At 64.3% G+C, this 2646-nt stretch carries 3 protein-coding genes; all 3 read left to right on the forward strand.

What is annotated here, in order from left to right:
• The first annotated feature begins 159 nt into the window (after positions 1–159).
• The gene (locus VDP82_RS16825; RefSeq protein WP_323015979.1) at positions 160–684 is read left to right on the forward strand and encodes a dihydrofolate reductase; all 525 of its coding nucleotides are present in this window, start codon (positions 160–162) and stop codon (positions 682–684) included.
• 60 nt (positions 685–744) lie between these two features.
• Positions 745–1845 (forward strand): FtsH protease activity modulator HflK, encoded by a 1101-nt coding sequence (gene hflK, locus VDP82_RS16830; RefSeq protein ID WP_323015980.1) that lies wholly within the window; start codon positions 745–747, stop codon positions 1843–1845.
• 3 nt (positions 1846–1848) lie between these two features.
• On the forward strand, positions 1849–2646 hold a 798-nt coding region (locus VDP82_RS16835), incomplete at its 3' end, for a protease modulator HflC (protein WP_323015981.1).

Below are 2646 nucleotides of genomic sequence, written 5' to 3' on the forward strand. Positions count from 1 at the left end.
GGCGCAACGCTGCGTGCGCGAGGGGCTGGGGCGGTTCGAATGGTGGGTGCTGGACTGGAACCAGCCCTCCATCGACTTCTACAAGGCCCAGGGCGGCATCATGCAGGACGAATGGACCAAGGTGCGCCTCGAAGGCGCGGCGCTGGCGAGGCTGGGGGCATGAGCATGCGCATCGCCATGATCGTGGGCGTGGCCGAGAACGGCGTCATCGGCAGCAACCAGACCATTCCCTGGCGCTTGCCGTCCGACATGGCGTTCTTCAAGCGCACCACCATGGGCAAGCCGGTCATCATGGGGCGCAAGCAATATGAAACCGTGGGCAAGCCGCTGCCGGGCCGCACCAATATCGTGGTCACGCGGCAGGCGGGCTACCAGCCCGAAGGAGTCCTGGTCGTGCATGACGTCGAGGCGGCGCTGGAAAAGGCGCGCGCGGTGGCCGAGGCCGATGGCGTCGATGAAGTCATGATTATCGGCGGTGGCGAGCTTTATGCGCAATTGCTGGGCCGTGCCGACAGGCTCTATGTCAGCCATATCGCGCTGGCTCCGCAAGGCGACGTGCGCTTTCCGCCCATCGATGCGGCCGACTGGGAAGTGATCGATGAGCCGGAGGTGGAACCCTCGCCTCGGGATGAGGCGGCCTATTGCGTCAAAGTGTACGAGCGGCGCAAGCGCGGCGCGCATTGATCGCGCTGCGGGCTTGCCTATATAAGTCCACAACGAAACCATATTGCCGAAAGGGACGCGATGCCGTGGGAGAATAACGGAGGCGGGGGTGGCCGCAACAATAATGGCGGCCCATGGGGCCAGGCCCCGGGTGGCGGTCCGCGCCGTCCCGGGGGCGGCAACACGCCCAACCTGGAAGATATTCTCAACCGCGGCCGCGACCAGTTCAAGGGTGGCATACCCGGTGGGCGCTGGGCGCTGGTTGGAGGCGTTCTGGCGCTGGTCGCCTTCTGGGCGCTCAATTCGATCTACACCGTCGATCCGCAGGAAGTGGGCGTCGAATTGCGCTTCGGCAAGCCCAAGGAAGAACTGGCCCTGCCGGGCCTACATTTCCTGATCTGGCCGATCGATACGGTGGAAAAGGTCACCACCACCCTCAACCAGACCCAGATCGGCACCGCCAACGCCGCCGGCTCGCGCGCCTCGCAGGCCGCCAGCGACGGGCTGATGCTGTCGGGCGACCAGAATATCGTCAATGTGCAGTTCTCGGTGTTCTGGGCCATCGACAATCCGCAGCAATATCTGTTCAACGTCCGCGACCAGGAATCGATGGTGCGCTATGCCGCCGAAAGCGCCATGCGCGAAGTGGTCGGCCGCCGTCCCGCCCAGGACATCTATAGCGACGATCGCAGCGGCATTTCCGAGGAAGTGCTCCAGATCATCCGCACCACGCTGGACAGCTATGGTCTGGGCGTGAACGTCACCCAGGTGCTGATCGAAAATGCCGGTCCGCCTTCGGAAGTGATCGACGCCTTCAACGAGGTGCAGCGCGCCCGCCAGGACGAGACGCGCTTGCAGGAAGAGGCGCGCTCCTACGCCAATACGCTTCTGGGCGATGCCCGTGGCCGGGCCGCCGCACTGCGCGAAGACGCGGCCGCCTATACCAACCGCGTGGTGCAGGAAGCGACCGGTGAGGCCGAACGCTTCAACGCCATCTATGCCGAATATGTGAATGCCCCCGAAGTGACGCGCAAGCGCCTGTTCCTGGAGACCATGGAAGAGGTGCTGGGCGGTTCGGAAAAGGTGCTGATCGAGTCCACCGATGGCGGGCAGGGGGTCATCCCCTATCTGCCCTTGCCTGAACTGCGCCCCGGCGCCCGCACCAATTCGACGGGGAACTAAGCCATGAGCAATCGCCTCATTATCATCGGCGCCGTCATCCTGGGCGCCCTCTACGTCTTCTTTTCGACCATCTATGTGGTGAACGAGCGCGAACAGGCCATCGTCATGCGCTTCGGCCAGATCACTGACGTGCGCACCGAGCCGGGCATCTATTTCAAGATTCCGACCGATATCGTCGATAGCGTGCAGATCGTTGAAGACCGCCTGCTGCGCTACGACATCGCCAATATGCGCGTGCAGGTATCGGGCAACGCCTTCTATCAGGTCGATGCCTTCCTCACCTATCATATCGACAATCCGCGCCTCTTCCGCGAGCGTGCGGCGGGCGAATTGTCGGTGGCCGAAGCGCGGATCGGGGCCAGCCTCGATGCGGCGCTGCGCCAGGTCTATGGCCTGCGCGAGTTCAACGCCGCCCTTTCCGACCAGCGCGGCCAGATGATGGCCGAGACGCGCGACCTCATCCGTCCCGACCTTGCCAATATCGGCATCGACGTGGTGGATGTGCGCATCCTGCGCACCGATCTGGAAGCCGATGTCTCGGCGACCACTTTCGAGCGCATGCGCGCCGAGCGTCTGGCGGAAGCCGCGCTGCTGCGCGCCCGTGGCCAGGAACAGGCGCAGAGCCTGCGCGCCATTGCCGACCGCCAGGCGGTGGAAATCGTCGCGGCGGCGACGCGCGACGCGGAAATCATCCGTGGTACGGGCGATGCCGAGCGCAACCGGCTGTTCGCGGCGGCTTATGGCCAGGATCAGGAATTCTTCGAGTTCTACCGCTCGATGCAGTCCTATCGCTCGGCTCTG

This window comes from Devosia sp. (assembly GCF_034675085.1).
Classification (GTDB): Bacteria; Pseudomonadota; Alphaproteobacteria; order Rhizobiales; family Devosiaceae; genus Devosia.

What these genes read in the sequence shown, in the direction of transcription:
- VDP82_RS16825 (WP_323015979.1), top strand. Translation starts at nt 160, where the DNA reads ATGAGCATGCGCATCGCCATGATCGTGGGCGTGGCCGAGAACGGCGTC.
- hflK (WP_323015980.1), top strand. Translation starts at nt 745, where the DNA reads ATGCCGTGGGAGAATAACGGAGGCGGGGGTGGCCGCAACAATAATGGC.